Origin of the sequence: Shinella sp. SUS2, assembly GCF_001262505.1 — a bacterium.
Classification (GTDB): Bacteria; Pseudomonadota; Alphaproteobacteria; order Rhizobiales; family Rhizobiaceae; genus Shinella.
In genome coordinates, this window is record NZ_KQ410740.1 from 38,767 (window position 1) to 60,607 (window position 21,841).

The 21,841-nt window shown below is 63.5% G+C and carries 22 protein-coding genes; 12 read left to right on the forward strand and 10 right to left on the reverse strand.

All coding sequences use genetic code 11. The features are described from left to right. Positions 1-5 precede the first annotated feature (5 nt). Positions 6-308, forward strand: coding sequence for a hypothetical protein (locus tag AKG11_RS24945; protein WP_050745869.1), 303 nt, complete (start codon positions 6-8; stop codon positions 306-308). Positions 309-405: 97 nt separating this feature from the next. On the opposite strand, the gene AKG11_RS34685 is transcribed toward AKG11_RS24945, so the two are convergent. After that, the gene (locus AKG11_RS34685) at positions 406-573 is read right to left on the reverse strand and encodes a hypothetical protein (RefSeq protein ID WP_156334134.1); all 168 of its coding nucleotides are present in this window, start codon (positions 571-573) and stop codon (positions 406-408) included. Positions 574-880: 307 nt separating this feature from the next. After that, positions 881-1,714 carry an AraC family transcriptional regulator gene (locus AKG11_RS24950; RefSeq protein ID WP_023515968.1) on the reverse strand — a complete coding sequence of 278 codons (834 nt, stop codon included), beginning with the start codon at positions 1,712-1,714 and terminating at the stop codon, positions 881-883. Between the two features lie 149 nt (positions 1,715-1,863). Here AKG11_RS24950 and AKG11_RS24955 point away from each other — a divergent pair, with 149 nt between their 5' ends. The 5 genes from AKG11_RS24955 (at position 1,864) to lhgO (ending at position 7,819) form a co-directional block, all read left to right on the forward strand. Then, complete coding sequence (locus AKG11_RS24955; RefSeq protein WP_050745870.1) at positions 1,864-3,396, forward strand: sugar ABC transporter ATP-binding protein; 1,533 nt, start codon at positions 1,864-1,866, stop codon at positions 3,394-3,396. Continuing rightward, a complete protein-coding gene (locus tag AKG11_RS24960) occupies positions 3,396-4,442 on the forward strand; it encodes an ABC transporter permease (RefSeq protein WP_050745871.1) in 1,047 nt (348 codons plus the stop codon). Before AKG11_RS24955 ends, AKG11_RS24960 begins: the two co-directional genes overlap by 1 nt. Positions 4,443-4,468: 26 nt before the next feature. Continuing rightward, the gene (locus AKG11_RS24965; protein ID WP_050745872.1) at positions 4,469-5,569 is read left to right on the forward strand and encodes a substrate-binding domain-containing protein; all 1,101 of its coding nucleotides are present in this window, start codon (positions 4,469-4,471) and stop codon (positions 5,567-5,569) included. A 61-nt stretch (positions 5,570-5,630) separates the two neighbouring features. Further along, positions 5,631-6,548, forward strand: coding sequence for a polysaccharide deacetylase family protein (locus tag AKG11_RS24970; RefSeq protein ID WP_023513937.1), 918 nt, complete (start codon positions 5,631-5,633; stop codon positions 6,546-6,548). Between the two features lie 50 nt (positions 6,549-6,598). Continuing rightward, entirely contained in the window at positions 6,599-7,819 is a 1,221-nt protein-coding gene (gene lhgO / locus AKG11_RS24975) for an L-2-hydroxyglutarate oxidase (RefSeq protein ID WP_050745873.1), read from the forward strand. A 90-nt stretch (positions 7,820-7,909) separates the two neighbouring features. Here lhgO and AKG11_RS35460 read toward each other — a convergent pair whose 3' ends face one another. Both AKG11_RS35460 and AKG11_RS24985 read right to left on the reverse strand, forming a co-directional pair. Further along, complete coding sequence (locus AKG11_RS35460; RefSeq protein WP_245290194.1) at positions 7,910-8,056, reverse strand: hypothetical protein; 147 nt, start codon at positions 8,054-8,056, stop codon at positions 7,910-7,912. Positions 8,057-8,308: 252 nt separating this feature from the next. Continuing rightward, positions 8,309-8,794: an Lrp/AsnC family transcriptional regulator gene (locus AKG11_RS24985; protein ID WP_050745874.1), complete on the reverse strand. Its 486-nt coding sequence runs from the start codon at positions 8,792-8,794 to the stop codon at positions 8,309-8,311. 95 nt (positions 8,795-8,889) lie between these two features. On the opposite strand from AKG11_RS24985, the gene AKG11_RS24990 reads away from it, so the two are divergent. The 3 genes from AKG11_RS24990 to AKG11_RS25000 all read left to right on the forward strand — a co-directional run bounded on the left by AKG11_RS24990 (position 8,890) and on the right by AKG11_RS25000 (position 12,108). Next, a complete protein-coding gene (locus AKG11_RS24990) occupies positions 8,890-10,374 on the forward strand; it encodes an aminotransferase class V-fold PLP-dependent enzyme (RefSeq protein WP_050745952.1) in 1,485 nt (494 codons plus the stop codon). A 2-nt stretch (positions 10,375-10,376) separates the two neighbouring features. After that, complete coding sequence (locus AKG11_RS24995) at positions 10,377-11,255, forward strand: MBL fold metallo-hydrolase (protein ID WP_050745875.1); 879 nt, start codon at positions 10,377-10,379, stop codon at positions 11,253-11,255. Between the two features lie 67 nt (positions 11,256-11,322). Further along, positions 11,323-12,108: a sulfite exporter TauE/SafE family protein gene (locus tag AKG11_RS25000; protein ID WP_050745876.1), complete on the forward strand. Its 786-nt coding sequence runs from the start codon at positions 11,323-11,325 to the stop codon at positions 12,106-12,108. Positions 12,109-12,303: 195 nt separating this feature from the next. Here AKG11_RS25000 and AKG11_RS25005 read toward each other — a convergent pair whose 3' ends face one another. The 5 genes from AKG11_RS25005 to AKG11_RS25025 all read right to left on the reverse strand — a co-directional run bounded on the left by AKG11_RS25005 (position 12,304) and on the right by AKG11_RS25025 (position 17,732). Then, positions 12,304-13,242, reverse strand: a complete 939-nt coding sequence (locus AKG11_RS25005; RefSeq protein WP_050745953.1) for a sugar ABC transporter substrate-binding protein — start codon at positions 13,240-13,242, stop codon at positions 12,304-12,306. Between the two features lie 28 nt (positions 13,243-13,270). After that, positions 13,271-14,224 (reverse strand): ABC transporter permease, encoded by a 954-nt coding sequence (locus tag AKG11_RS25010; RefSeq protein ID WP_023511927.1) that lies wholly within the window; start codon positions 14,222-14,224, stop codon positions 13,271-13,273. Then, positions 14,224-15,222: an ABC transporter permease gene (locus AKG11_RS25015; RefSeq protein ID WP_050745877.1), complete on the reverse strand. Its 999-nt coding sequence runs from the start codon at positions 15,220-15,222 to the stop codon at positions 14,224-14,226. The genes AKG11_RS25010 and AKG11_RS25015 overlap by 1 nt, the downstream gene beginning before the upstream one ends. Then, positions 15,219-16,736: a sugar ABC transporter ATP-binding protein gene (locus AKG11_RS25020; RefSeq protein ID WP_050745878.1), complete on the reverse strand. Its 1,518-nt coding sequence runs from the start codon at positions 16,734-16,736 to the stop codon at positions 15,219-15,221. The genes AKG11_RS25015 and AKG11_RS25020 overlap by 4 nt, the downstream gene beginning before the upstream one ends. A gap of 165 nt (positions 16,737-16,901) precedes the next feature. Further along, entirely contained in the window at positions 16,902-17,732 is an 831-nt protein-coding gene (locus tag AKG11_RS25025; RefSeq protein WP_050745879.1) for an amidohydrolase family protein, read from the reverse strand. 213 nt (positions 17,733-17,945) lie between these two features. Between AKG11_RS25025 and AKG11_RS25030 the strand changes: the two genes are divergently transcribed. The 3 genes from AKG11_RS25030 (at position 17,946) to AKG11_RS25040 (ending at position 20,670) form a co-directional block, all read left to right on the forward strand. Next, positions 17,946-18,626, forward strand: a complete 681-nt coding sequence (locus AKG11_RS25030; RefSeq protein WP_024270769.1) for a GntR family transcriptional regulator — start codon at positions 17,946-17,948, stop codon at positions 18,624-18,626. A gap of 44 nt (positions 18,627-18,670) precedes the next feature. Then, positions 18,671-19,000 carry an L-rhamnose mutarotase gene (locus tag AKG11_RS25035; RefSeq protein WP_050745880.1) on the forward strand — a complete coding sequence of 110 codons (330 nt, stop codon included), beginning with the start codon at positions 18,671-18,673 and terminating at the stop codon, positions 18,998-19,000. Between the two features lie 158 nt (positions 19,001-19,158). Next, entirely contained in the window at positions 19,159-20,670 is a 1,512-nt protein-coding gene (locus tag AKG11_RS25040) for a UxaA family hydrolase (RefSeq protein WP_050745881.1), read from the forward strand. 44 nt (positions 20,671-20,714) lie between these two features. Here AKG11_RS25040 and AKG11_RS25045 read toward each other — a convergent pair whose 3' ends face one another. Further along, positions 20,715-21,743, reverse strand: coding sequence for an aldo/keto reductase (locus AKG11_RS25045; protein WP_050745882.1), 1,029 nt, complete (start codon positions 21,741-21,743; stop codon positions 20,715-20,717). Between the last annotated feature and the right edge of the window lie 98 nt (positions 21,744-21,841).

Genomic DNA, 21,841 nt, shown 5'->3' on the forward strand with positions numbered 1-21,841 from the left:
AAACCATGATCGTCGAAGCGACCAACTACTTTGCCAGGGAAGGCTTGGCCGACACGGTGCTCGATCAGCGCCGCAAGGCAAGCGAGATCCGGCGCGGCCTGGGGCTCAAGCCGGGGCTGATCCTCGTCAAGCTGGAGGGCGACGGCCCGGATGTTCGATGGGAGTGCAGGTTTGCATCCAGAGACGCTTACGACGCGGACCGGGCCGCGAGAGCCGCTTCCCCGGACTTCGAGGAAGCGCGCAAAGCCATGCACCGCCTATTGGCGAAGTTCGAACGGCATGTCAGCGTAGAGACCGATGGGGGCTAAAGCCGCGGGCAGGAGCAACGACCAACTCCGGGACGCTCCCGTCAATCGCCGCCACAAATCGCCTCAGGCTTCGCCGTGTCACTGCACGTCGCGGTCATCAAAACGGGCGATGATCCACTTCATCGACGACGCGTCGCATCGCGATCGACGTCAGGGTCGCCAAGTGCTCCATCAGCCCGGTCACCTTCAATCGGGTGAATGTACGTTTCGCGGGTCCAAATGCCGAGGCCGAGACCTGGGCCGCCATCGCCTTGCTCGTCGACATGGCGCGGCTGCTATCTGAAAGATGTGATATCCAGGATCGTCAACCAGCAGCACCCCAAACAATCAGATCGACGAGCCGCCGCCCTGTGCCGATGCCAAGGTTTCAGTCCCATCACCGACGCTCAGGCCGCTATACCCGGTCGAAGTGGCTGCCTCGTGATTTCAGGGAACTTGAGGTGCTGTCTGGAATGCAAAGCATGCCCACGCGGAACTTCCTCCGGATCCGGACTGCCTTGTCTAACAAAAGAACCGGATTTCCAGTGGAGTGATCGGCTTGACTTTCGGATCAGATGGAGAGTTTCACGCGGCTATAGGTCTCCCGTGTGCAGGGCGCCAGAGCGGGACCGTACACCCTGGCTGAAACTCTTCGCATAGACCGACGGGGTCTTGCCGACATAGCCGAAGAAGGCGCTGGAAAAGGCGGAGCTGGAGGAAAAGCCCACTTCGAAGGCGGTCTCGGTAATCGAGCGGCCCTCTTTGCGCAAAAGCTCCATCGCTCTATTCATGCGCATCTCGCGGATGAACTCGCGCCAGCTCTGGCCGAGCTCCGCCTGGAGATGCCGGCGCAACGTGCGCTCCGACATGCCGGCATGATCGGCAACCTCAGGCAAGGTGACACCCGGCCCGCGGCGGCTCGCGAAATCGATCACCTTCTGGATCGAGGAGTTTTCTGCATAGGGCGTCCACAGGATGCGCTCGTGGCGAAACCAGTCCGGCAGCATCTCGCCGAGCGTGACGAAGAAGCAGCGTGCTTTCTTGTCGCTCGAGGCGGCTTCAGCGCTCCAGCGCAGGGCATAGTCCGTCATGCCGCCGGCAAAATCGCTCACGGCGCCAACCCAGCAGCCATTGTGTAGCCACGCCACTTCCTTGGCGCAGAATTTCGCGACAACGCCGGATGACGGGATTCTGGCGCGCAGGCGAAACATGCGGGACGGCGGGATATAGACCATATGATCCGCCGGAATGACCCATTCGCCGGCATGGCCGAAAAGCTCGAGCTCCCCTGCCGTGCAGCGCACGAGCTGGCCGCCCGCTTCACCTTCGCTGGCAAAATCGAACCGCCCCGGACCGAAGGCGCGCGCATGGCTCGCCATGCCGGCCGAGACCTCGAAATACCGTTCGCCGCTTCCCTTGCCCGCCATGCCGAGCCCTCTCCGTCCGATTGGCCGATTTTCTGATAAAAATGGCCGATTATCGAATGCAGGACAAGTCCGATTTCGGCACTTTACCATCATAACGTCGAAAAACGGACAAAGCGTATGCGGCGTTGCAAGGGAGGAGGATCATCGCCATGGCACTTACCGACGCATGGGCGGCGGACGACGCCGCCTTGTCGATCGACGGGCTGAGCAAGCGTTTCGGCGGCACGCAGGCCGTCAACGGTGTCGGCTTTTCCGTCAGGACCGGGGAGATCCTGGCGCTGCTCGGCGAGAACGGCGCCGGCAAATCGACGCTGATCAAGATACTCGCCGGGGTCTATGCCGCGGATGCCGGCACATTCCGCGTCCGCGGCGCGCGTTTCGATCCGCGCGAAGGCCATCCCGGCATCGCCTTCATCCATCAGGACCTCGGCCTCATCGAATGGATGACGGTCGCGGAAAACATGTGCCTGATGCACGGCCGCTATCCGCGCCGGTTCGGCTTCATCGACTGGCGGGGTGCGCGACGCCGGGCGGCCGCGGCGCTCGCGCTCGTCTCTGAGGAGATCGATCCGGGCGCCCGGGTCCAGGACCTGACGCGTACAGAAAAATCCCTTGTCGCCATCGCCCGGGCTCTGGCGCGCGACGCACAACTTCTCGTGCTCGACGAACCGACGGCGAGCCTGCCGCAGTCGGATGTCGATATGCTGCATGGCGTGCTGATGCGGCTTCGCGCCCGTGGCGTTGCCATCATCTATGTCTCGCACCGGCTGGACGAGGTCTTCGCTATCGCCGATCGCGTCGTCGTGCTGCGCGACGGCTATCTCGTCGCCGACGAGCCGATTGGCCGGCTCGACGGCACCCGCCTGATCGAGTTGATCATCGGCGGCCGGATGAAGGATGTCTTCGTGCGCCCGCCGGTCGCAGCCGATGCACCTGTCGCGCTGACGCTGGACAATCTCGTCGCCGGCGATGTCGGGCCGGTATCGCTCACGCTGCGGTGCGGCGAGGTGCTCGGCCTCGTCGGCCTGCGCGGCGCGGGCCAAGACGCGGTTGGCCAGGCGCTGTTCGGCCGTTGCGCCATCCGTTCGGGAGGAGCCGTGCTTGGCGGCGGCGACGTGCTCACAAGCCGCCATCCGCAGGACGCGATCCGCGCGGGCATCGCCCTGGTGGCAGGCGACCGCAACGCGGAATCGGTGGCGCGCGGCCTTTCGGTGCAGGAGAACCTCTTTCTCAATCCGGCGCTTACCGGGCGGCGGCTTGCCGATTTCGCCCATCCGGACAGAGAGGCGAAGGCGACCGCCGCCATCGGCCGGACCTTCGACATCCGCCCCAACGACCCCACGGCTGCGATCGAGACGCTTTCCGGCGGCAACCAGCAGAAGGTCGTCATGGCCCGCTGGATGCAGATCGGCGCGAAGGTGCTGATCCTTGAGGATCCGACCGCCGGCGTCGATGTCGGTTCGAAGGCCGACATCTATGCGCTGCTCGCCGAAGCGCTCGCAGGGGGCCTCGCCGTGCTGCTGATCTCGACGGATTTCGAGGAGGTCGCCGGCATCAGCCACCGCGCACTGGTCTTCCGCGACGGGCGCGTCGCCGCCGAACTCTCGGGCGACGACCTCACGGTCGAGACCCTGCTCAACACCGCATCCCTGGAACCGATTTCAAGGCAGGAGGAGGCCTGATGGAGTCCCTACGTTCAAACGCGCTCGAGCCGACGCGCTCCGAGCTCGCAAACCTTGCGGGCGGTGCCCGCCTCGTGCGCCTGCTGCCGGTCTATGGCCTGCCGCTCCTGACGCTCGCCCTCATCCTGTTCTTTTCGCTGCTGCTGCCGGATACCTTTCCGACAGTACTGAACCTTCGGGCCGTGCTCGGCGAGAAGGCGGTCATCGCGCTCCTGTCGCTCGCCGCGATGATCCCGATGATGACTGGCCGCATCGATCTTACCGTCGGCTACGGCATCGTCATCTGGCATGTGCTCGCCATCAGCCTGCAGACGGTCTACGGCCTGCACTGGTCGGTCGCCGTGCTGATCGTGCTTGCCGGCGGCTGTCTGCTCGGTCTCATCAACGGGCTGCTCGTCGAAGTAGCGCAGATCGACAGTTTCATCGCGACGCTCGGCACCGGCACGCTGATCTACGCCGCCGCGCTCTGGCACACGGAGGGACGCCAGGTCATCGGCCTCTTGCCGCCCGCCTTCACCGCCCTCTACACGACCCAGCTTTTCGGCCTGCCGATCGCCGCCTTCTATGTGCTCGCCATCGCGGTGGCTTTGTGGCTCGTTTCCGATTACCTGCCGATCGGCCGCTATCTCTATGCCATCGGCGCGAACTCCCGCGCGGCAGAACTGAACGGCATCCGCACCCGCCGCTTCGTCATCGGCGCCTTCGTCGCCTCCGGCCTGATCGGCGCCTTTGCCGGCGTGGTGCTTGCCGCAAAGCTGCGCATCGGCCAGGCGAGCGTCGGCCTTGAATTCCTGCTGCCGGCCCTTGTCGGCGCATTCCTCGGCTCGACGACCATCAAGCCCGGCCGCGTCAATGTCTGGGGCACGATGATCGGCGTCGTCATCCTCGCCGTCGGCATTTCAGGCATCCAGCAGATGGGCGGCGCCTTCTATGTCGAGCCGCTTTTCAACGGCGCGACCCTGCTCGTGGCGATCGGCATCGCCGGCTACGCCCAGCGCCGGCGCGGCTCGGTGCGCCATGCCCGCCGCCCCACCCCGAAATCGTAAAACCGTCTTCAAGGAGGAGAGAAGACATGAAGAGACTGCTTCAGACGACCGCGCTTGCGCTTCTGGCGTCCCTTGCCGCCACGACGGCCCGGGCCGATGCCGTGGCCGACGCGAAGGCCTACATCGCCGAGATCACCAAGCCCAACCCCGCCTGGACGGGACCGACGACGGGACCGCTCGCCGAAAAGGGCAAGTCGATCGTCTATGTCGCGGCGGATCTGCGCAATGGCGGCGTGCTCGGCGTCTCCAAGGGCATCGAGGAGGCCGGCGCCGCCATCGGCTGGACTGTCCGGGTGATCGACGGGCAAGGCACGGTCTCCGGCCGCTCCGCCGCCCTGCAACAGGCGATCGCGCTTTCGCCCGATGGCATCGTGCTCGGTTCCGTCGATGCCAACGAGCAGGCCGAGGCGATCAAGCAGGCGGCTGGGGCGGGCATCAAGATCGTCGGCTGGCACGCCACCGCGACCACCGGCCCCTCCGACACCCATGCCGTCTTCACCAACATCACCACCGATCCGCTGGAGATTTCCAAGGCGGCGGCCTCCTTCGTGGTCGCCGACAGCGACGGCAAGGCCAATGTCGTGATCTTCACCGACAGCGTCTACGACATCGCCATCGCCAAGTCCGATGCCATGGCCGAGGTGATCCGCGCCTGCACCACCTGCAAGCTGCTGACGATCGAGGACACGCCGCTCGCCGAAGCCTCCAACCGCATGCCGCCGCTGACCAACGCCCTTTTGCAGCGGTTCGGCGACGAATGGACCTATTCGCTGACAATCAACGACCTGCCGATCGATTTCATGGCGTCGGCCCTGCAATCCGCCGGCAAGGCCGCCGACGGTTTCCCGCGCAACGTCTCGGCCGGCGACGGCTCTGAAGCGGCCTTCCAGCGCATCCAGCAGAACTACTACCAGACGGGCACGGTCGCCGAGCCACTGTCGCTGCACGGCTGGCAGGCCGTCGACGAACTGAACCGCGCCTTCGCCGGCGAAAAGGATTCCGGCTACGTCGTGCCGGTGCATCTCTTCCTGCCCGGGAACGTCAAGGAGGATGGCGGCGAACGCTTCACCTTCGATCCGAACAACGGCTACCGCGACGCCTACAAGAAAATCTGGGGCGTCAACTGATCCTTTCCTTCCGGCGGGCGTTCGGTTCGCCGCGCCCGCCCCCTTCCCCATGGAGAGCAAGATGACCAAAACCTTTTGGCCGGACGACATCCGGCTCGTGATTTCCATTTCCATGCAGTTCGAGGCCGGCGGCGAAGCGCCCTACGGTCCGGGCGGCCCCTTCTCCGGCTTCATCGACATGGACCCCTCCTATCCCGATTTCCCGACGAAGAGCTGGTATCGCTACGGCTATGTCGAGGGCATCCAGCGCATGCTCGACCTCTGGGACAAGCATGCCGTCAAGGTGACGTCGCACATGGTCGGCTCGGCCGTCGACCGCAGCCCTGCCGTCGCCCGCGAAATCGTCGAGCGCGGCCACGAGGCCGCAGCCCACGGGCGCGACTGGATTCTCCAGGTCGACCTCCAGGAACCGGAGGAGCGGAAATTCATCCGCGACAATGTCGACTCGATCCGGCGCGCCACCGGCGTCGCCCCCGTCGGCTATAACGGCGCGGCGATGCGCGGCACGGTCAACACGCTGAAAATCCTGCAGGACGAGGGTTTCCGCTATCACATCGACGATGTCAGCCGGGACGAACCCTTTCTCATCCCCGTGCGCGGCAAGGATTTCGCCGTCGTGCCCTATTCGCTGACCCTCAACGACATCGTGCAGTTCGAGGGCTACAAATTCACCAACACGGAATATGAGCGCCAGCTCAAGGACGAGTTCGACGTGCTCTACGAGGAGGCCGCGACCCGCCGGCGCATGATGTCGATTTCCACCCACGACCGCGTGCAGGGCCGCCCCTTCCGCGTGCGCTCACTCGACCGGTTCCTCGACTACGCGCTGAAGCACAAGGGCGTCGTGTGCCTGCGCAAGGACGCCATCGCCGACTTCGCCTTTTCCGAACCGACCACCTTGCGCGACCCCAATCCGCATGACGAATGGGCCGACTGGGAACGCCGCCACGGCGACCAGAAGATCCGGCCAATCGCCTGAAACAGGGAGAGGCGGGCGGCGTCGCCGCCGCCCGGGACAGGGAGACAGTCTTGACCGACATCACGATCATCGGCGGTGGCATCGTCGGCATCGCGACGGCGTATGAACTGCTGCGGCGCTTTCCCGGCATTTCGCTGGGAGTGCTGGAGAAGGAACAAAGCCTCGCCTTGCACCAGACCGGGCGCAACAGCGGCGTCATCCATGCCGGCATCTATTATGCGCCGGGCAGCCTGAAGGCGGAATTCTGCCGCCGCGGCCTTGCCGCCACGCTGCGTTTTTCCGCCGAGCACGGCATCGCGCATGAACAACCGGGAAAACTGCTGGTCGCCACGTCGCCGGTCGAGATGGAGCGCCTTGCCGCGCTCGAAACGCGGGCGGCGGCGAACGGCCTCGCCGTCCGGCGCATCAGCGCCGCGGAGCTGGGGGAGATCGAGCCCAACATCGTCGGGCTCGGCGCGCTGCTGAGCCCTGCGACCGGCATCGCCGACTATGGCGCCATCGTGCGCCGCATGGCCGCGCTCATCGGCGATCTCGGCGGGCAGGTGACCTGCGGGGCCGAGGTGCGGCACATCGAGGAGCGGGCGAACGATGTGCGCCTCACCCTCGCCGACGGAAGCGTCCGCATCACGCGCCATCTCGTCGTCTGCGCCGGCCTGATGGCCGATCGGCTCGCCGCCCTCTGTGGGCTCGGCGGCGATTTTTCCATCGTGCCCTTCAAGGGCGAATATTTCCGCCTCGCGCCGCGCCACGACGAGGTCGTGCGCCATCTCATCTATCCCGTACCCGATCCGGCCCTGCCCTTCCTTGGCATCCATCTCACGCGCATGATCGGCGGCTTTGTCACCGTCGGTCCGAACGCCGTACTCTCGCTGGCGCGCGAGGGCTACGGCAAGCTCGCCATCGATTTCGGCGACCTTGGCGACATGGCGCGGTTCCCCGGCTTCTGGCGCACGCTGCAGGCCAATCTTTCCTCCGGCCTCAAGGAAGCGGCGAACTCCGCCTTCCGCCGCCGCTACCTGAAAGCCTGCCAACGCTACTGCCCGCCACTGGAGCTCGCCGATCTCCTGCCTCACCCACCCGGGATAAGGGCGCAGGCCGTGATGCGCGACGGAACGCTCGTGCATGATTTTCTGATCCGCCGTTCCGCCCGTACGATCCACATCTGCAATGCACCTTCGCCGGCGGCAACCTCGGCAATCCCGATTGCAGAACACATCAGCGATCTCGCGGAAAAGGTCTTTGCTTTCGACGCACGAAGGGCCGCTACTTAGGCGCCCGCCCGAACGGGCGGAAACGAGGCCAATGAATGGTGCAAATACAATGGCTTGGATCACCAGAAAATACCAAGAAACTGGTCATCTTCAAACGGTGCGGCCTACATCGTCGGGGATCGCGTCGATGCCTGCCATCAGTTCATCGTGGATTTCTTCACGCGCATCCTCCAGCAGATATGCTGTGGTATGGGTCTCACGCTTCAGGTGCTCGTAGGCATCGGCCCGGAGGATCACGAGCTTCTATTTGCCGTGTTTGGTTAGCCCGACAGGCTCGACAAGGGCGGTTTCCAGGGCTTCTCCAGAGGCGCGATTCATGTCGGAGAAGGTGAATTGCTTCATCGTCGCCCTCGATTCTGAACATACGGAATATTCGTATTTTATGCGAAATATGTAATACGCTACAACGCACTGAACCACGGTCCGTTTCGGCCCACCGAACTCGGCGGTGTTTCAGCGCGGAGGGGATCTCAATAATAAACCAAACTCTTAGCGCGCAAGACCGCGCAGATCCGGCATTCGATCGGCCACGATCGTTTCCATCGAAAAGAAGCCGGTAACAGTCATGAGATCAAAATCGGTGATAAGCTTTTGATAAAAGGCGTCATAGCCGGACATGCCGCGTGTCACCACCTTGATCAGATAATCCCAGTCACCGCCGATCCGATAGAAGTCCGTCACTTCCGGCAAGCGCTCCACGTGTTTGCGGAAGCCGTCGGCCCATTCCTTGGAGTGATGACGGGTACGGATCATCACGAACACGGTCAGGTCGAGGCCGAGTGCCGCGACATCGATCGCGGTATGAGTACCGCGAATGAGACCACTGGCGTTCAGCCGCTGCAGGCGGCGCCAGAGGGCATTCTGCGAAAGGCCCACCCGGTCAGCCAAATCGCGTTGCGAGACAGCACCATCCTTTTGCAGGGAAGTCAGTATTCGCAGATCAATTTCGTCAATTTTATCCATATTATCGTTCATTCGACCCATTTTTCTTGAAAAGTCGCATAAGAACGATGAAGTTTCAATGCTTCGGCTTGGTTAGACTCATCATCCGTACCATCCCGGAGGTCTTGATGAGCCGACATTCCCTCGACAACCTGCATGCTGCCGGCCCACTCGCGGATTTTCGCCGGAGCCTTGCCGATGAAAACACCATTGCGGCGTTGCGCGCCGGATTGGTGGGCAAAGACGCGACAGTCAAGGGGCCATTCGGGGTCAAACGCCTCCTCTATGCCGACTATGTCGCTTCCGGGCGGGCCCTGATGCAGGTAGAGCGCTTCGTTCTCGAACGGGTCCTGCCCTATTACGCCAACAGCCATACCGAGGCTTCCTATTGCGGCGGCTTCATGACGCGGCTGCGCCGTGAGGCGCGTGCAGCAATCGCCGCCTGTTGTGGGGCTGGGCCGGAGCACGCCGTGATCTTCACGGGTTCCGGGGCAACGGCCGGCCTCAACCGGCTGGTTCACCTGCTGGGTGTAAGCGAGGGGGTCGCCGCGGGAAAGCGCGTACGCATCCTGATCGGCCCCTATGAACATCATTCCAACATCCTGCCTTGGCGAGAGAGTGGCGCCGAGGTGATCGAGATTGCCGAAGGCGCGGACGGCAGCGGCCCAGATCTCGCGGAGCTCGAAGCCGCTTTGCGGCAACCTGCCGATCTTGTCGTCTGCGCCTTCTCCGCCGCTTCCAACGTCACCGGCATCGTCACGGATGTCGCGGCCGTCACGCGGCTCGCCAAAGCGGCCGGTGCCAGGATCGTCTGGGATTATGCCGGTGCAGGTCCCTATCTGCCCATCGCCATGTCCCCCGGTGCGGATGCCGATATCGATGCGACGGTGGTGTCACCGCACAAATTCATCGGCGGCCCGGGAGCGTCCGGCGTTCTGATCCTCCGGCGCGATGCAGCGATCGCGGACAAGCCGACGTGGCCCGGTGGCGGCACTGTCAAATTCGTCTCTCCGGCAGGCCATGACTACAGCGACAGCCTGGAAGCGCGCGAGGAAGCCGGCACGCCAAATGTCGTGGGCGACGTGCGCGCCGCGCTCGCCTTCCTGGTCAAAGACGCGATCGGCCATACAGTGATGCAAGCACGCAATGGCATCCTGACCCGTCGCGCCCTTGCCGCCTGGTGCAATGTCAAGCACCTGGAGCTGCTCGGCCCGCCCGATCCAACGCGGCTGCCGATCTTCGCCTTTCGTGTCCGCGACGGCAGGGGCGGATATGTTCACCAGCAACTCGTTACACGCATGCTGAGCGACCGCTACGGCATCCAGGCACGAGGCGGCTGCGCCTGCGCCGGCCCGTATGTTCATCGCCTTCTCGGCATCGACGCCGACCAGTCGCTGCACCTACGAGCTGCTCTTCTGGCCGGGCAGGAGATGCTCAAGCCCGGGTTCATCCGGTTGAACTTCAGCGTCCTTCTGCCCGATGAGGATGTGGCGTTCATTCTCGATGCGGTTGCCGAGCTTGCGACCGATGCATCCCGCTACGAGCCGCACTACGATTTCGATCCGGCGCGCGCCATCTTCTTCCCGCGCACGGCTCTTGCCCTGGGAGCGTGATCATGACGAGACCCGACATCGCTGCCTTCTTCGATCCGCGTACCTGGTCCGTGCAATACGTGATCGCCGATCCCGCGACGAAAGCCTGCGCCATTGTTGACCCGGTGCTGGACTTCGATGAGAAATCCGGCACAACCGCCACGGACAATGCAGACAGGCTGCTCGACTTCGTGCGCGCCGAGGGCCTGGACGTGCAGTGGATCCTGGATACCCATCCCCATGCCGACCACCTTTCCGCCGCCGCCTATCTGAAGGACAAAACCGGGGCGCCCACCGCCATCGGCGCACACATCGTCGACGTCCAGAAGCTCTGGGCCGATATTTACAACTGGCCCACCCTTCGTACAGACGGCTCACAATGGGACCAGCTGTTCGACCATGGCGACACGTTCCATATTGGCGGGATCAAAACCGGGGTGCTGTTCTCGCCGGGCCACACTCTGGCCTCGATCACCTATGTCGCCGGCGACGCCGCCTTTGTCCATGACACACTCTTCATGCCCGACAGCGGTACGGCGCGGACGGACTTTCCCGGCGGGAGCGCACAGGCGCTCTGGGCGAGCATCCAGGATATCCTGGCATTGCCGGGCGACACCCGCGTCTTCGTCGGTCACGACTACCAGCCGGGCGGCCGCGCACCGCGCTGGGAGAGCACGGTTGCCGGGCAGAGAGCGGACAACATTCACCTGACCGCCCATTCTGACGAAAACGCGTTCGTGGCGTTCCGGCAGGCGCGCGACCAGACCTTGCCGATGCCCAAACTCATCCTCCACGCCTTGCAGGTCAACATCAACGGCGGCCGCTTGCCGGAACCGGAGGAGAACGGCCGGCGCTATCTGAAAATTCCCCTGAACGCCCTGCAAGGGGCCGCCTGGAGCTGATCATCCTCTTAAACGGCAGCCCGCTTTGCAATGGGGCGCCATCCACCGCAGTGCAGTAGAGCCACCCATGCCCCTCGACTTTGCACAGTATGTTCTGGCGGCCGCATCCGGCAGCCTGGTGGGCTTCAGCCTTTCTTTGTTCGGGGGAGGCGGATCCATTCTGGCCGTCCCTCTGCTCGTGCACGTTGTCGGCCTGAGCAATGTGCATATGGCGATCGGAACCAGCGCCATCGCAGTCGCGGTGAACGCCTTGTCAGGTTTGGCCATGCACGCTCGCCACGGCATCGTGAAATGGCGCTGCGCGGCGGTATATTGTGCCACCGGTATCGCAGGTGCGTGGATTGGCGCTACACTCGGCAAGGCGCTGGACGGCAAGCGCCTGCTGCTGCTGTTTGCCGCCCTCATGATGGTCGTCAGCCTGACCATGCTGAAACGGCGCCACCGGGCTGGCGACCCCGCATCGACCTGTACGCGCACGAATGCGCCGAAAGTGCTGGCCTTCGGGGCGGGGACAGGCATCATCTCCGGCTTTTTCGGCATCGGTGGCGGCTTCCTGATCGTGCCTGGCCTGATGATCTCGACCGGCATGCCGGCGATCAACGCCATCGCATCGTCCCTGGTGGCCATCGCTTCTTTCGGTGCGACGACGGGCGTCAGCTATTCCCTGTCGGGCCTGGTCGATTGGCCGCTCGCCGGTGCATTCATCGGCGGCGGCGTGCTGGGCGCGCTGACGGGATATCGCGCGGCTCACGGCCTCAAACGCTATACGAGTATCTTGAACACGCTGTTCGCAGCACTCACCTTCAGCGTCGCCGTAGGGCTGGCTCTCTACGCGGTACAGCCAAATCTCTGAATAGCCCCGGGCTCCACGCCCCCCCGGGTTAGCTGGAGCAATGCTCTGCGGTGGTGGCATGACAGATGCCGGCCTACCGTCTGTGCATAGAGACGCGGCACGCCGGGGCGGTTTCAATTGTCAACGCGGTAGCCAACAGGAAAGGCCGCGCAGCACCACCGGCACTGCGCGGCAGAAGGCCTTCACAACGGTGTATCAGAAAGCCGGCTCGACAGAATCGACATTGGCCTTGGTGACAACGGTGAGCGGAATCGGCAGGCGTGCACCGACCTCCTTGCCGTCGAGGATCTCGGCCATGGTGTTGATCGCGAGCTTGCCATCCTCGACCGGCGACTGGACGATCGTTGAATACATCTCGCCCGAGCGGATGGAATCGAAGGCATCGCGCTGGCCGTTGATGCCGACGATCGGCGGCGTCGGCTTGCCGGCATTCGCTTCCTTCCAGGCATCGATGAAGCCGCGGGCCATCGTGTCGTCATTGGCGTAGACGCCGGTGATCTTGTCGCCGAAACGGGTGATCAGGTCGCGGCTGGCGACGAGCGCCTTCTGCTGGTCGAAGTCGGCATTGACAGTTTCCAGCACCTCGATCTTGCTGCCGGTCTCCTTGAGACGATCGACGAAACCACCGACGCGGCCGATGGTCGTGCCATTGCCGGCCTGACCGGCGATAACGACGACAGCCCCCTCGCCCTTCATCGCCTCGTTCAGCGAGTCGGCAGCAAGCTTGCCTTCTTCATAGACATCAGGACCGGTAAAGGACTTGATGAAGTCATTTGCCTGCTCCGCCATCGGCGAGTTGATCAGGATCGCCGGAATGTTCGCCTGCTTGGCGCGGGCGAGCGCCGGGATATAGGCCTGCGGGTCGAGCGGCCAGAGAATGATGCCGTCGGCCTTGCGCGCAATGCAGGTGCTGACCTGCTCGGTACCGGTCTGCACGTCGAAGTTCTGGCTGAGGCTCAGGATCTCGATGCCGAGTTCGTTGGCACGCTCGTTGAGGGCCACGTTTGCCGGGGTCGCATAGGCATGGGAATCGGCGGCCGTGACGTAACAGACCGTCTTGGCGCTGGCGAAAGCCGTCGAAGCTAGCAGGGCGGCGGCAATGGCAGCCGGCAATCTTACAGTCTTACCAATCATGTTTTCCTCCTTCATCGATTGGAAAATATCAGGCGGGGGCAGCGCTCGCGGCAGGCTTGCGCCGGCCGCTGCGAACGGTTCGGTCGAGAACGACGAGCAGGAGCAGGATCAGCCCGGAGGCGACCTGCTGCATGTAGGCGGGGACCGACTGGAACTCCATTGCCGTCGTCAGTGCCGCGATGGTGAGAACACCGCCGAGCGTGCCGAGCGCCGAACCGCGCCCACCTTCCAGCCGCGTCCCCCCGACGACGACCGCCGCGATGACAGCCACGGTCAGTTCCGAGCCGTAGACGGGAGAGCCGGTATTGGTGGCAAGGCTCTGCAGCACGCCGGCCACGCCGGCAAGCGTGCTCGCGAAGACGAAAGACAGGACCATGACGCGATCCGCCGAAATTCCGCTCGCCTCCGCCGAATGGGCATTGGAGCCGACGGCAAAGAGGTTGCGGCCGGCGACCGTGCGCGTCAGCCAGACGTGCAGGGCGAGGATGGCGATCAGGAACAGGCCGCTGCGGACGGTGAAGACCTCCAGATAGATCTCGCTCAGCGTGATCGAGAACATGATGTCGGTGCCCGGGATCGGCTGGCTTGCCGTCATCCAGTGCGCGACCGAGCGGAAGACCAGCATGGTGGCCAGCGTCGCGACCAGCGAATTGATGCGCAGCACCACGACGAGGAAGCCGTTGACGGCGCCGGCCGCCGCGCCGGCCAGCGCACCTGCAACGGCAGCCCATCCCATCCCGAGCGCCGGCTGGAGCATGATCGCTACGATACCGGAAACCGCGAAGACCGAACCGACGGAAAGGTCGATCTGGCCGGCGATCAGAAGAACCGTGAGGCCGATGGCGATGAGACCGATGGTCGAACCGCGATCAAGGCCGAGGCTGAGCGTCGTGAGGCTGACGAAACCGGGCACCAGGAGCGCTGCCACGATGAGCGTGAGACAGAGGATGACGGCGACGCGATAGCGCAGGAGCATGGCCATCAGGCACCCCCCCGCTTGCGCAATGCAATGTCGAGCGCGACGGCGCCGGCAATCAGGAGGCCGAGGACAAAGCCCTGTATCGGCGTGCGCACACCCTGGAGGACCATGACATTGGTGAGCAGTTGCACGAAGACGAGACCGGCCATCGCGCGCGGAATGGAGCCGAAACCACCCATGATCGACACACCGCCTACCACGACGGCGGTAATGGCGCTAAACTCGTAACCCTGGCCGACGAAGGGGCGCGCACTTTGCAAGGTCAGGCCGAGCAGCCCCCCGCTGAACCCTGCGGCAAAGGCGGTGATGACGAAAGCACCGGCGCGAACCGCACGCACCGGCACGGCGCTCGCTTGTGCCGCGCTGTAGTTGCCACCCGTCGCAATCGTCCATCGCCCCCAAAAGGAGCGCGACAGCACGAAATTGCCGAGAAAGGCGATCGCGATGAAGATGATGGCAATCATGGGTACGCCGAGAACGCGGCTCTTGACGAAATCCGCCGAACTCGGGTCCGCGCCGTAGACGATGACGCCGCCAACGGCAGCCTGCACGAAGCCGAGAACGATCGTGCCCATGCCGAGTGTCGCGATGATGGGATTGATACCGACATAGCCGACGAGAAGGCCATTGACGAGGCCGGTGAGCCCCGCCAGCAGGACCGCGACGGCAAAGGCGGGAACGGGTCCGATATAGGGCTGGAGGGCGAGCGACAGGATCGCACCGCAGGCGATGGTCGCAGGCACCGAGAGGTCCGCCATGCCACCAACGACGAGCACGAAGGTCATGCCCACGACCACGATGCCGACGATGGACATGGAAGTCAGCACGTTCACAAAGTTGCCGGCCGTGAAGAAGACGGGATTGGCGATGGTGCCGTAAACAATGACGGCGAGGATGGCGAGCAACAGGCCCCCGCGCGAAAGAAGCCCGACCGCACGGCTACCCTGGCTGAAGCGATCGGCCACCTTCGTTGTCTGTCCCATGGCGGCGACATCCGTCATGCGGCCTCTCCTTCTGCACTTTCCTCACCCGTCGCGAGCGCCATGATGCGCTCCTCGCTCAGGCCCTCGCGGGCGATCGGCATGGATGCCCGCCCGTCACGCATGACGACCACGCGGTCGCATACGCCCATGATTTCCGGCAGCTCGGAGGAGATCATCACGACGGCCATACCGTTTGCGACGAGCTGCCCGATGATGCCGTGGATTTCCGCCTTGGCGCCGACGTCGACACCGCGCGTCGGCTCGTCGAGGATCAGCACCTTCGGATCGGTGGCGAGCCAACGGCTGATGACCGCCTTCTGCTGGTTGCCGCCCGAGAGAAGGCCGATGCGACGCTCGCCATCCGGCGGCACGATGGAGAACTTCGTGACATAGGTGCCGGCGAGCTCGCACTCGTCGCCACGGCGGACACGACCAAAACCATTGGCAAGACGGCGCAGCACCGGCAGGCTGATATTCTCCCGCACGGTCATGGCCGGCACGATGCCGTCGCCCTTGCGATCTTCAGGCACATAGGCGATGCCGACCCGGGCCGCCGCAGCCGGCGAGCCGATGTTCACCGGCACGCCGTCGATTTCGACCGTGCCCGTGGTGAACGGCGCAAGACCGAAAATGGCCCGCGCGACTTCCGTGCGCCCGGCGCCGACAAGCCCCGTAAGGCCAAGGATTTCGCCGGCGCGCACATCGAAGCTGATGTCATGGAAGCGGTCGCCATCACCGATGCCGCGCACGGCCAGAACAGTTTTGCCGATAGCCGCCGGTGTTTTCGGGAAGACGTTGCTGACCTCCCGGCCGACCATGAGGCGGATCATCTGCGCGGCGGTAATGCCGCTGGCGGGCCGCGTCTCGATCATGCTGCCGTCGCGAAGAACCGTCACCTCATCGGCGATTTCAAGCACTTCCTTGAGGCGGTGGCTGATGTAGATAATGGCAATGCCGTCGTCACGCATCTTGCGCAGGATGCGGAAGAGCGCCGCCGTCTCGTGCTCGCTGAGGCTCGAGGTCGGCTCGTCGAGCACGATAATGCGCGGCGCGGCGGCATGGGCCTTGGCGATTTCCACCAGCTGCTGCTGGCTGATGGTCAGGTCGCCCAGCCGCTGTTGCGGATCGATGGACGCACCGAGCTCACCGAGGACTGCGCCAGCGCGGCGCACCATGCCGCCGCGGTCGAAGAAGCCGAACCGCTTCGGCATACGGCCGAGAAAGATGTTTTCGGCGACCGTAAGATCCGGCACGAGGTTCAATTCCTGGTGCACCATGCGGATACCGAGCTTCTGGGCATCGGCCGGGCGCTTCATCCGCACTTCCACGCCCGCCACTTCGATCGTGCCGGTTGTCGGCGCATAGGCACCGCTCAGGATCTTCATCAGGGTCGATTTGCCGGCCCCGTTCTCGCCGACGACGGCATGAACGGTTCCAAAGCGAACGGCGAGATCAACACCGGAGAGGGCCTTCACGCCCGGGAAGACCTTGCTGATCCCCCTCATGTGCAGTGCGTTTGCGGCCGACGGCATTTCACCCCTCCCCAGCCCGGCTCGCATCGCTCGCGATGCCTCGTTCCTCCAGCCGGCGAAGTTCTATTACACTAATATAACAGTAGTGACAAGCGACCTCGGCCAATCAATATTGTGCATCCATCCGGCATGCCGCCCTAACGACGGCATCCCGCCATGGCGAGGTCAGAGACGGTAGAATTTCACCGCATTGCTACCGAACACCTTGGCCATGCCTTCAGCATCGAGCAGCGGATCAAGGATGCCCCGCGCGGCGTTCAGCACCTCTGCATAGGAGGCGGCAAGAAGGCAGACCGGCCAGTCGCTGCCGAACATCAGCCTGTCCGCACTGAAGGCGTGAAAGACGTGATGGACATAGGGGGCGAGATCCGTCGGCACCCAGTCCGCATGCCGCGCTTCGGTAACGAGGCCGGAGACCTTGCAATGCACGTGGGGATACACAGCCACCCGCGCGATATCCTCGGCCCACCCCTCCATTCTGCCGCTCGCTACAGGTGGTTTCGACAGGTGATCGATGACGGCTCGCAGGTCAGGCACGGCATCGAGCATGCGTGCGATCCGGGACAGATGGCGGGGAAACGTGAGAATATCGAACGCCGCACCCGAGGCTGCCAAATGGCCGATATTGGCCAGAACCGCCGGGCGCAGGATATAATCGTCGTCCGCGTGGTCCTGCAACATGGGCCGCAACCCGACGAATTTCGGACGGCGCATCAGCGCCTCAAGCTTGACGGGAAACGCCGCGTCCTCGAAATCGAGCCAGCCGACCACGCCGGCAACAAAATCCGCATCCGACGCCAAAGAAAGCAGGAAATCCGTCTCGGCCTCGGTCTGCGCGGCCTGGACGAGCACGGTCCGGTCGACACCGGCGCGCCGCAGGACGGGACGGAGGTCGTCCGCGAGATAGTCGCGTGCCAGGACGGGCACATCCGACGACATCCAGTGATAGTCACCACGATCCGCCCGCCACAGATGATGATGCGCGTCGATGATCAACCTGCTTCCCCTTGCTTCGGGCGCCCATATTGGCTTTTGTGCATAACACTAGTATTATAATGGACACATCCGCAATGCGGATTCGTGCAGACCAACACACAGGACAGGAAGAATTCAGACCACAGGATATGCCTGCACGGAGACTGGCGCCCCTCGCTCGCAAGCTGCTAATCTGAAATATCGCTTCAATCGTTCTCACAAGTCACGGTGGCCATGGACATCGACGCATCCAATCTCAACCGCTCCCTTCCGCTGCGCGACCAGATCTATCACAAGGTCCGCAGCTTGATCGTCAGCGGCCAGATGAAACCAGGGGAATCGATCAACGAGATGGCGATCGCCCAGTCGCTTGGCGTCTCCCGAACACCCGTGCGCGAAGCCGTCAAGCGCATCAGCGACGAGGGCCTCGTCAACGTCTTCGCCCAGACCGGCACCTTCGTCGCGCGCATCAGCATCCGCGACATCGAGGAAGCCTACGTCATTCGCAATGCGCTGGAAATGGAAAGCGCGCGCCGCGCCGCCGAGAAACTGACCCCGGCTCAGGCAGAGGCATTGGAGGACAACATCGCCGCCCACAAGACGGCGATCGCCCGCGGTCGCTTCAGCGATGCCATCCAGCTCGATGACATCTTTCATCGCACCATCGCAGAAGTGAACGGCTTTCACATGCTCTGGCGCGCAGTCGACATTTCCAAGGCGCAGATGGATCGTGGCCGCTACCTCGCCATTCCCAAGCCCGGCTACGGCGACCAGACCATTTTGCAGCATCAGGCGATCCTGAAGGCGCTGCAGCGCCATGACAGCGAGGCAGCGGCCACCGCCATGCGCGAGCACCTCAATACGTCCCTGCGCAACACGCTGGAAGTTGCCGTCGCAAACAACGCATTCGGCTGAAGGGTTCAGCCGCCCCGCCCTCACCTCTCTTCAAGGAGTGCAGCATGCAGCGCATGGGCCTGTGCATCGGGCTAAAGCCTGACGTCATCGACGAATACAGGGCGCTGCACGCAGCCGTCTGGCCGGAGGTGCTGACAGTCATCAGCGCGGCCAACATCCGCAACTATTCGATCTTTCTGCGCGAGCCGGAAAATCTGCTCTTTGCCTACTGGGAATATCACGGCGCCGACTTCAAGGTGGATGCCGCCGAGATGGCACGCTCGCCGGCCATGCAGAAATGGTGGGAGATCTGCGATCCGCTGCAGCAGCCGTTTGCCACCCGCAAGGACGGAGAGTGGTGGGCGGACATGGTCGAAGTCTTCCATCACGACTGACGTCCCAGGAACGTAAATCCCCTCCATCTCGCACCGCGAGGTTTCGATGCAGCTCCCAGGGCATTGCCATGCTTGACCGCATCGCTGCTATTATATTAGTATTCAAATATCACGAACTCTATCGCGGAGCGCGCCTGCGTCACCCGCCCGAGCATATCATGGCCCGTTTCATCCAGCTTTCCGCCGCCGACAACATCGTCCTGGTGACCGACCCGTTCAATCCGGGCGACCTTGCGGGGAGCGCGGTGGCAACGACCCGCATCCCCCGCGGCCACAAAATGGCGATGACAGCGATCGGCAAGGATCAGCCGATCATCAAATACGGTCAGGTCATCGGCTTTGCGAAGGATGCGATCGCACCCGGCGACTGGGTTCACGAACACAATGTCTATGTCGATACCTTTGAGCGGAACTACATGTTCGGCGAAAACCGGAAGGAGACACATGTGCTGCCGGAAGCGGCGCGAGCCACCTTCCTCGGCTATCGCCGCGCCAATGGAAAGGTCGGCACGCGAAACTACGTCGCCGTCCTGACATCCGTGAACTGTTCGGCGAGTGCTGCCCGCTTCATCGCCGAGGAAGTCAACAAATCGGGCGTGCTCAGGAACTATCCGAACATCGATGGCGTCATCTCGCTCGTGCACGGCACGGGCTGTGGCCTGGACGTCAATGGCGAAGCCCATGACATGCTCAAGAAGACTCAATGGGGTTTTGCGACCAATCCGAATGTGGGCGGTGTGCTGATGGTTGGTCTTGGCTGCGAGGTTTTCCAGATTCCGCGCTGGATGAAAACCTTTGGCGTCGAGGAAAACATCACCTTTCGCACCCTGACGATCCAGGAGGCCGGCGGCACGCGCAAGACGGTGGAAGCGGGCGTGCATGCGATCTACGAGATGCTGCCGGCCGTGAACGCGCACAAGCGAACCGCTGCGCCCGCATCGGAGTTGGTTCTTGCACTGCAATGCGGCGGATCGGACGGCTACTCGGGCATTACGGCGAACCCGGCGCTCGGCGCGGCCGTCGACCTGCTTGTCGAGCAGGGTGGCACGGCCATCTTGTCGGAAACACCGGAAATCTATGGCGCCGAGCATCTCTTGACCCGGCGCGCAGAAAGCCGCGCAGTCGGCGAGAAACTCGTCGAAAGGATCCATTGGTGGGAGGACTACACTGCCCGCCACAATATGGAAATGAACAACAATCCCTCGCCCGGCAACAAGCTCGGCGGCCTGACGACGATCCTTGAAAAATCACTCGGCGCGGCGGCAAAGGGTGGCTCGACGAACCTGCGCGCCGTGTTCGAATATGCCGATCCTGTCGATACGACCGGCCTCGTCTTCATGGACACGCCGGGCTACGATCCGGTCTCGGCGACCGGGCAGGTGGCGGGCGGGGCCAACATCCTCTGCTTCACCACGGGCCGCGGCTCAGCCTTCGGCTGCAAACCGACGCCGTCGATCAAGCTCGCCTCCAACTCCCACATCTACGAGCAGATGATCGAAGACATCGATATCGACTGCGGCGACGTGTTAAGCGGCGTTTCGCTGGAGGAAAAGGGCCGGCAGATATTCGATCTCATCCTGCGCACGGCATCCGGCGAACTCACGAAGTCCGAGCAACTCGGATATGGCGATCTCGAATTCGTGCCCTGGAACATCGGTGCGACGATGTAAGGCACACACGCCCCCTGCAAAAAAGGGGCGTAAAGCCTTCCCGATCAGGCAACAAGACCTTCGTGCTGCAGGGCTTTCCAGAGCTCCCCCGGTACATCCTGCTCGAACCAGCCGATGTTTTGTCGGACCTGCTCTGCGTCGCGTGGACCGATCAGCACCGTCGTGACGGCGGGATGGCGCAGCGGATACTGAATGGCCGCCGCCGAGAGCGGCACACCGAAACGCTCACAGATCTCCGAGAGGGCTTTCACCCGTATCCCCACAGCCTCGGGCACGTCCTGGTAGTTGAACTTTCGATGGCCACCGGGACCGCCGGCAAGAATGCCCGAATTGAAGACGCCGCCGATCATGATGCCCATGCCGACCTCCTGTGCCTTGTCGAGCAGGGTGAGCGCGTTCTGCTCCAGCAGCGTGTGACGGCCGGCCAAGAGCGTGCAGTCGAGCGCAGCCTCGTTCATTGCGTCCAGCACGATATCGGCCTCGTTGACCCCGAGACCGAAGCCACGGATGAGGCCGGCGGCTCGCAGCTCCTCCAGCGCCCGAAAGCCCCCGCCCTTCGTCAGCGCCATCCAGTGGGTGGCCTGCGCCACGCCATGGGTAACGGTGCCGATATCGTGCACGAAAAGGAGGTCCAGCCGCTCAAGCCCCGTGCGCTGGGCGCTGTCATCGAAACTGCGCATGATGGCATCGTAGGAGTAGTCGAAGACCTCTCTGAACGGCAGGCCGTTGTGCCAACCGGAATCGAGCGGGTTTTTCGGTGGCGCGGGCGGCAGATCGCGGCCCGGCCTTTCACGCGCCATGAGCCGGCCGACCTTGGTGCTGACCGTGAACGTTGCCGCAGTGTCCGTCTTTTCCCGCAGAAAATGGCCGAGCAAATGTTCGGCGCGACCGAGACCGTACATCGGTGCACTGTCGAAATGACGGATACCGGCCTGCCAGGCCGCTTTGAGGGCCGCCAGAGACGCATCCGCCGAAACCGGCGCATAGAGCCCTCCCATGGCCGCCGTACCGATGCCGAGAACCGTCACCTTAAGCCCTGTCCTGCCAACTGTCCTCGCTTCGCCCGCCCGCATGAAACCCTCCTCGCAAGACCGCGCGAAAATCACCGGTCACCCTTGCTTGCGTTGTTACACTAATATAATAGCGAAGATCAAGGCAGCGCAACGGTGCC